Origin of the sequence: Ralstonia sp. 25mfcol4.1 (assembly GCF_900104095.1) — a bacterium.
Lineage (GTDB): Bacteria > Pseudomonadota > Gammaproteobacteria > Burkholderiales > Burkholderiaceae > Cupriavidus.
In genome coordinates, this window is the sequence record NZ_FNJO01000004.1 from 374,040 (window position 1) to 382,144 (window position 8,105).

General features: G+C 61.4%; 6 protein-coding genes and 1 pseudogene. 2 read left to right on the forward strand and 5 right to left on the reverse strand.

Annotation, left to right across the window (positions count from 1 at the left end; all coding sequences use genetic code 11):
- Window positions 1-183: 183 nt before the first annotated feature.
- Window positions 184-666 carry an SgcJ/EcaC family oxidoreductase gene (locus BLQ58_RS10225; protein WP_029051763.1) on the forward strand — a complete coding sequence of 161 codons (483 nt, stop codon included), beginning with the start codon at window positions 184-186 and terminating at the stop codon, window positions 664-666.
- A 129-nt stretch (window positions 667-795) separates the two neighbouring features.
- Here BLQ58_RS10225 and BLQ58_RS10230 read toward each other — a convergent pair whose 3' ends face one another.
- From BLQ58_RS10230 to BLQ58_RS10245, 4 genes are read right to left on the reverse strand one after another with little or no spacing between them, the layout of a single operon-like run.
- Entirely contained in the window at window positions 796-1,104 is a 309-nt protein-coding gene (locus BLQ58_RS10230; protein WP_049816026.1) for a hypothetical protein, read from the reverse strand.
- 3 nt (window positions 1,105-1,107) lie between these two features.
- Complete coding sequence (locus BLQ58_RS10235) at window positions 1,108-2,913, reverse strand: methyltransferase domain-containing protein (RefSeq protein WP_092597269.1); 1,806 nt, start codon at window positions 2,911-2,913, stop codon at window positions 1,108-1,110.
- A complete protein-coding gene (locus BLQ58_RS10240; RefSeq protein ID WP_092597273.1) occupies window positions 2,910-4,781 on the reverse strand; it encodes a peptide transporter in 1,872 nt (623 codons plus the stop codon). Before BLQ58_RS10240 ends, BLQ58_RS10235 begins: the two co-directional genes overlap by 4 nt.
- A gap of 59 nt (window positions 4,782-4,840) precedes the next feature.
- Complete coding sequence (locus tag BLQ58_RS10245) at window positions 4,841-6,454, reverse strand: ShlB/FhaC/HecB family hemolysin secretion/activation protein (RefSeq protein WP_254775878.1); 1,614 nt, start codon at window positions 6,452-6,454, stop codon at window positions 4,841-4,843.
- Here BLQ58_RS10245 and BLQ58_RS29095 point away from each other — a divergent pair.
- Entirely contained in the window at window positions 6,453-6,698 is a 246-nt protein-coding gene (locus tag BLQ58_RS29095) for a hypothetical protein (RefSeq protein ID WP_175459868.1), read from the forward strand. The two genes, BLQ58_RS10245 and BLQ58_RS29095, sit on opposite strands and share 2 nt — an antisense overlap.
- Window positions 6,699-6,945: 247 nt before the next feature.
- On the opposite strand, the pseudogene BLQ58_RS29100 reads toward BLQ58_RS29095, so the two are convergent.
- A pseudogene (locus tag BLQ58_RS29100) lies at window positions 6,946-8,105 on the reverse strand (hypothetical protein); the annotation flags it as partial.

The following is an 8,105-nucleotide window of genomic DNA, read 5'->3' on the forward strand; positions in this document are numbered from 1 at the left end:
CAAGGCGCGCACATTGCACCACGACTGCGACACTTTATTCATCTTCCATTCATCTTTTCGTCAGCATCGCTTCATCGAACACGCCGGCTGCGGTTAACGTTGGCGCCCGAGAATAGTCCTGTGCCGATTCACCGGTGCCGTACCCGCAGGGTGCGATGACGACTTTGATCACAGGAAACTTCGATGAAATACGTGGGTGCCGCTTCCCTTATCACCGTCGCCGCAGGCGTTCTGTTTGCTTCGATGCCCGCCACCGCGCAAACCGCCGCTCCGGCGTGCGCGCCCGCGACCGAGCAGCAGATCGCCGGCCTGTTCGATCGCTGGAACGATTCGCTGCGCACCGGTGATCCGGACAAGGTGGTGGCCAACTACGCACCCGATGGCGTGTTGCTGCCGACGGTGTCGAACCAGGCTCGTAACAACCCCGCAGCCATCAGGGACTACTTCGTCAAGTTCCTGAAGGGCAAGCCGCAGGGCTCGATCGACGACCGCTTCATCCGGATCGGCTGCAACGTGGCGCAGGACGTGGGTAACTACACCTTCCGGTTCGCCGACGGCAAGACGGTCCATGCGCGGTACACCTATGTCTACGAGTGGAAGGACGGCAAATGGCTGATTGCCCACCACCATTCGTCGGCCATGCCCGAGCCGACCGGCAAGCACTGATCGACGGTCGATTGCCCGAATGAAAAAAGGCGCCGGAGTGTATCCCGCGCCTTTTCGATTTTTGGCTGACTATCGCGTCGTTGATGCAGCGAATTGGCGATTCAACGACGTCCGCCGGCGCTGGCAGGATCACGTCCACTGCGCCAGTACGAACACCCCCGCCGCCGCACCGCATACCACGCCAATGCCACGGCCGATCAGCATGTTGTCGAGTTCATCATCGAGCACGAATGGATCCCGGCCGTGCCATATGGTGCGCTTGAGCAGCGGGCGCGGAAGGACGATGCACGCGGCGATCGCCACGCCGGCCAGCACGTGCGCAATCCGCCCGACGCCGAGATCCTCCAGCGGCAGCGATGCAAGCAGTACCATCACCACCACCGTCACGACCACGGCCAGGAAGATGCCGCCGAACAGGCGATCAACTGGATGTTTCATGATTCACTCCTGACCAGACAGCACGCTCGACGGCTCGCCCGATGGCTCGCCGGACTGTTCCGCGTGCGCGGCAGCCAGCCCAAGCAGATGGCCGTTGACGCGCGTCACTACCTCGCTCCAGCTTCCCGCGCCCTGATTTCGGAACAGCCGCATCGTGGGATACCACGGGCTATCCTCGCGCACCAGGTGCCAGCGCCAGTCCGCATAGGCGGGCAACAGCAGCCACACCGGCTTGCCAAGCGCCCCGGCAACGTGGGCAACCGATGTGTCCACTGTCAGCACGACGTCCAGCGCGTCGATGGCGCGCGCCGTGTCCATCATGCTCTGCAGCGTGGCGCCCACATCGTGGAAGTTCGGCAGGCGCCCCGCGCAGGCTGCAGCCTCATCGGCGCCCTGACCCTTCTGCAGGCTATAAAACTCGATGTCGCGATGGGCGAACAGCGGGTCGAGCACCGAGAGCGACGGCAACGACCGGAACCTGTCGTTCTCATGATTGGGCGCCCCTTTGAACGCGATGCCGACCTTCAGCGCGCCGGCCCTGCCCGCGAGGTCGAATTTCGGCAAGCCGGGCGGAATCCGCAGGTAAGGCACCGAATCCGGCAGGGCGTCGAGCGCCACCGGCAGGAAGGCCGGGATGTCGTGGGGGTAGACCCAGTAGTCAAGCGCCGGCAACGTGGCCGTCTGGTCGGCCGCCACCACGGCATCTGCCTCGCCCGATGCCTCGAACAGCGCCACCAGCGGCTTCTGGCACACCACCGTCACCGTTTTCGCTCCGGCCTGGTCGCGCAGCATCCGCGCAAAGCGCAGGAAGAAGACCTCGTCGCCAAGGCCGAACTCGCTCCAGATCACGATGGACTTGCCAAGCAGCGGCTGGCCCGTCCATTCCGCGATGTGCTTCGGCGGCTCGGCGGTGGTGCGGCGCTGCCACGGCCAGCTTCGGACACGTTCGGCGCGCAGCGCGAATCCCTCGTGGATCTTTCCGCGCGAAATCATGAACAGGAACTGGTACAGCTTCGGATTCCATTCGTCGGGCAGCCGTTCGACAGCCTGATCCCATAGCGCCTCCACCTCGTCGTCGAGCTGCCATCGCTGCAGCAGCATCGCGGCCCGTTGCGTGACGTCGAAACGATAGGGATAGGTCCGCACGGCGCCCAGGCATTCCCGCAGGCAGGCTTGCGCGTTCTGGGCGCGTCCGGCCACCAGGAAGAACTCATCGGGTGTGGGCACCTGCCGCTTGCGCAGCACGACTTCAATGGCCCGCTCTGCCAGCGATCCGCCTGTCGCACCGCCCGCGTCGCCCGTGCGACTGTTGTCGACATAGTGATCGCGGACCACGGCGATGCGCTCGCAGGCTGCCACCGCCGCGACCGACCGCACCACATCGAGCACATTCACCGATGCCGGCAGTGCACTGGCCGGCTTGCAAACCGTAAAGCGCGCGCGACGCGACGGATCGATCTGGCTCGGCCACTTGCCCTGTTCCTCCAGATCCTCGTCGGGGACAGTCAACACCAGATATCCACCCGGCTTCACCAGGTCCAGCCAGCGCGCCACGGTTTTGGTCGGATTGACCACGTTTTGCAGGCAATGGCCGGCGTGGACGAAATCGAACGCGCGCTCTTCGACGCCGGGCACCGCAGCGACATCGCCGTGCCAGGGCACGACGCGCACCACTCTCGGGAACAGGCTGCTGCTTGCGGCGAGGTCCGATTCCCGAACGCCGATATCGAGGCCGACACCAGCGAAGTAGTGCTGAACGAAACACGGGTCATGCGCGCGGCGCAGGACCGCCTTGATCGACGGGTTCATGATGCTTTCGCCTCGTGGTTGGGCAGCATCTGGCTCCAGATTTCCTCGATCCGCTCGCCCAGGATCTCCGGCCGGCCCTTGAAGATCAGCTTCTCGATCGCCTGCGGGCCCGCCAGCTGCGCGGTCAGTGCATCACGCTCTTCCTTGTCTTCGATCATGCGCAGCGCGGCATCGACATACGCTTCCTTCGTTTTGGCGATGGTCCACTCCGGAAAGCCGAGCCGGTGGAACATCCCCTCGTCGATATGTTCGTGGACTTCCCGCCCCGTCTTGCACACCCCGACCAGGCCGGCCCAGACTGTGTCGACAATGCCATTGGTGTTACCGAACGGGAACGGGTTCAAGAACATGTCGCAATCTGCAATCACCTTCATGTAGCTGTGATAGTTCTGGTGCTTGTACACCACGGCGTCTTCACCAACGATGCGCCGTACCAGGTTGCGTACCTGCGGGAAGACCAGCCCGCTGGCCTGTCCCACCAGGAAGTGGAACTGCACGGGCACCTTGGACTTGCGTGCAATCGTCGCGCACGTTTCGAGGAACCCGGGATTGAGCTTGATCGTCGTGCCTGCGACGGCGATCTTGACCACGTCAGACGTTGACGGTGTCTTCGTCGGCAATTCGAGTTCCAGCATGGCGGCGGGCGGCCGGTACGGCATGCCGTCGGACGGCAGTTTCAGCAATTTTTCGCTGAAACACGATTCGTCGCCCACGTAGTCTTCTTCCACCACCACGTAGTCCATCGCATGGCCGTGGGTCGTGGCCGGGTGGCCCAGCGCCATCATCTGCAGCGGCGCCACGCGCAGGCAGCCCAGCACCATGGTGATCGGGAACATGCCGACGCTCGGCATGTACATCACCTGCGCCTGGTATTTCTCGCTCGTGTCGCGAATGTGCCGCGCATGGTCCCAGACGCTGTTGCCCTCGATCGTGATGAACTCGTGGAAAACCTCCCGGCCCGCGTCGTCTACCCGGTCGCCGTAGCCCATGCCGACGAGGTGGAAGCGGTCGCGCATGGCCACCATGGTCTGCGAGTGGGTACGGTAGATCGAGTGGTTCTTGGAGAACCACTCCAGCACTACCAGCAACACCGGCTTGCCGTTGGCCGCCAGGGCGGCCGGGCGTTCGATATCGAACATGCCAAGCGTTGCCAGCTTGCGCCGGATCAAGGTGTTGATGGGCTTCTTGATGTCGTGCTTGCTCGCGATGTCGGCATAGCTGCAATGCATATAGACGTCGTGCATCACACCCATCGGCAACATGTCGACGCTATCGATCTGGTCCAGGCGTTCCGGCAGCCAGCGCAGCAGCAGCTCGCGCTTGGCATGGGCCGAAGGCGTGGCCAGGAAGCGCGACGACATCATGGCCATTGCCAGTCCGGCCGTCACCACCTTGTTGTGCTCCCACAGGGCATCCCAATCGAGCCGGACTTCCGATTCCGGCAGATAGAACAACTGGAACTTGCGCAGATCCGACGTCCGCAACTGCAACGAATAGCGCGCCTCCTCGTCCAGACCCAGCGTACGCAGGACATGATCCGCGTTGCGGAACGGGCTGGCCGCGAACATGGCCGCCAGCCATCGCTGGTATTGCAGCAGCAGCCCACCACCGTGATCGGTAATCCGGAACTCCGGATCGGTCGCCAGGCTGCTGATGGCCGACGTCAATCGCGTCAGCAAATGGTCGTCCATGATGTCGCGCGCTTCGCCCGACTGCGCCCATTCGTCGATATCCATCAGGATGCCGTAATGGTTGTCGATGCGACTCAGCAAGGCCACCAGTTCGCGGCCCGCTTTTTCGTGTTCGCGGCGATAGCAGAGATATTCGAACTTGTTAATGCTGAAGATCGAAGGCTTTGTCATGATCATTTTCCTGTAGAGGGACAATCGTTCCGGTTTTGCGGACACCTGGCAGCCGCGTCACGGATTTATTTGCTCCATGTCACCGATAACCAGTACTGCAATGGCTTCTTGCCCGGATCTACCCAAGACGTCGAAGAGAATCCGTATGCCTTGGATACGGATGCGGAAACGGTGGCGCCTATCGGCGTCAACCAGTCGATTCCCAGGCCATATCCCGAGAGAATCCGACGATTGCTGACGTCGGCCATGCCGATGTACGTTGATTCCCAGCCGCTCCAGGGGTTGTGGTTCACGCGGCCGATGGCAAAGTCCGAGAAAATGCCGAACTGCACCTGGTGGCCAGCTGCCACCGGAATGCGTTGGTAGAGGCCGGCGTTCAGCACCACGCCATCGTCGAACGACCCTTCATCGGCACGATAGGCACGGACTGCATTGGGGCCGCCCACGCCGAGCTTCTCGCTTGGGTCCAGGTTCTTGCTGGCCAGCTGGCCATTCATCTGGCCGGTCAGAAACAAATCGCCACTGCGATTCAACCCGTATTTTCCGAAGCCGGTTGTCGTGAACTTTCCGTAGACGCCGGCCACCTGCGTGACGTTATTCAAATAGGGCACGTCGTTGCTCTGATGGCCGACCGTCAGCGCCAGTTCGCCACTCCAGATATCACTGCGCAATTGCTGCGCACGGTCGCCATTGTTCGCCTGAAGCGAAAGCCGCAACGCATTCAGCGTGCTGTGCGCCACATAGAGATTCTTGTAATCGGTATTCGTACGGCTATGGAGATATGACGCACCGGCCCAGACATTGGCATCGAGCCCACGCGTAATGGGATATTGCAGCCCCGCCTGCAAGGTGTTGGCCACGCCTACGACCTGCGTCACGGCATTGATCGTGTATTGCTGGCGGGTAAATCCGCCCGTGACACGCAAGCCATCGTCCAGGACCGGAACGCTGCCCGTCAGCGAACCGGTCCACATCCTTTTTTCGGTGCCGGTCAGGGTCAGCGCGTAGGCCTCGCCCAAACCAAAGAAATTGTTACCCGCTGCAGTGACGCCGAGACGGTACAGACCTGTTGACTCGATACCCTTGTTGTCGATGAAGACATCGCCGGTGATCGGATCGCCCCGCTGCGCGATACTGAAACGCACATTGATATCGCCTGGGCCGCCGCCGGGAGAGAACTGCGGCGCGGCGGCAATCGCCACGCCGGGCACGTCCTGCAGCAGCTGCGTGGCGCGCTCCAGACGACTGGTCTGCAGCAAGCACACGCTATCGAGTGATTCGGCGCCACACAGTGCTTTCGTAATCAGACGATGCAGTCGTTCGTCCCTGACACGCGACTGGTTCTCAATCTGGATGTCATGGATGCGGCCCGGAAAGGCCGTGAATACCAACGACCTGCCTTGCTGGGCAGCGCGCCAGTTCTGATCGGTCAGCAATACCTGGCCCACCGGGAATCCGCCCTGGCGCAGTGCGTTGGTGAGACTGTCGGACCACTGATCCACTTCGGCCAACGTTGCCGGCACGGCGCCCAGCCGCGATGCCGCGCTCTGCAGCACGCGTTCGACCACGTCTGCCGCAGGGCTACCGGCGGGAAACACGCTGAATTCCACGACCTTTTGCGCCGACACCGCAGCGGCATCTGGCACCGCCGGTCCGGCGTGAACCGCGACCGACAACATGACCAATGGCAATGCACATGCGAAACGCTGGAATTTTCTCTTTATGCTCTGGAAGTACCGCGACATGGGAGTGGATGGCTTCGGTGAATTTTCTGCGCCTGCTACAACTGCGAATCGAACTGCTGATCAGTTCGTCGCTGTTTCTGTAAAAATAGTAGAGCGGCATACGCCTGCGCCGAATAGCAAAATCTTTGAATTTCACGAACGGAATCGGTATCGCGGCTTTCGTCCAAACGACGGTTAGTGCGCAATTCCGTGTACTGCCATCACACGATGCTCCTGGCGCGAGTGTGGCAGCTAGATTCGAAAAATGAAATGAAAATGGTCTCTTCCAATTTCCGACAAAACAGAATCAGAAAATGGGAGAAACCAGAGGAACAAATAACGTGGGTGGGGAAATACGCCGACACTCAGCATTCGAGTGTCTGGCGCGATCTCGATTGGCGAGGGTCGGACATAGCCGGCGCCACGAGGCACCGGCTGATGTCCGATCAGCCGCCGATGCCGGCAGTCGCAGGCGTGGCCGGCGACGCGGCTGACTGGGTCGATGCCTTCAACCAGCCGTGAGACTTCACCACGTACGGCTTGCCGTCCTTGACACCGCTTTCCGTATAGAAGAACTCACGCGTTTGCGCATTGACCGACAGATCCGCCTTCATCTTCGTTTGCGGGTCTTCTGACACGTAGTGCTTGACGCCGTCGGCCCCGTCGCGGAAGTCCAGGTTACGCTCCAGCGGGCCGGAGCTGGTCGCAATCTTCACCTTCGCGACATTGGTACTGACATCCACATCAACCGCCTCCAACGTGGCGCCGGCCCAAGCCTTTTCACCAAGCTCCACCGTCATCGCTTGCGGCGAGGCCAGGTGCCAGTTAGCGCCAAACAGGTCGCTCCAGAAGTACGCGACACCCGCGCCCAGGCCGATAGCCCCTGCAGCGCCGGCCACGGCCGCACCAGCGCCGCCACCGCCACCACTGCCCGAGTCGCCACCCGAGCTACCGTTCGAGCCATTCGACCCGTTCGACCCATTCGATCCGTTGGAGCCATTCGATCCGTTCGATCCATTGGAGCCGTTCGAACTGCCGTTGCTGGACCCATTACCGGAGATATTGGTCACAGTGCCACCTCCGGGATTCAGCGTCCCGTTGGTGTTATCGATGCCAGAACCGTTGGACGAATTTCCGGTGACATTGGTCGACCCATTCCCGGTGGTGTTGATCGTGCCGTTCCCGTTATCGACGCCGGTACCGTTGCCTGTGGTACCCGTGATATTGGTCGAGCCGTTGCCGCCAGTATTGATCGTTCCGTTGCCGTTATTGATGCCGGTGCCGTTGGTCGAGTTGCCGGAGATATTTGTCGAGCCGTTACCGTCAGTGGTAATCGAGCCATTGCCATTATCAACCCCCGTACCGTTGCCGGTGTTACCCGAGATATTCGTCGAGCCATTGCCGTCGGTATTGATGGAACCGTTCCCATTGTCAACGCCGGTACCGTTGGTCGAGTTACCCGAGACGTTTGTCGAGCCATTGCCGTCGGTATTGATCGAACCGTTGCCGTTATCGACGCCAGTGCCATTGGTGGTGTTGCCCGAAATGTTCGTCGAGCCATTCCCGCCAGTGTTGATGGTGCCATTGCCATTGTCGACGCCAGTGC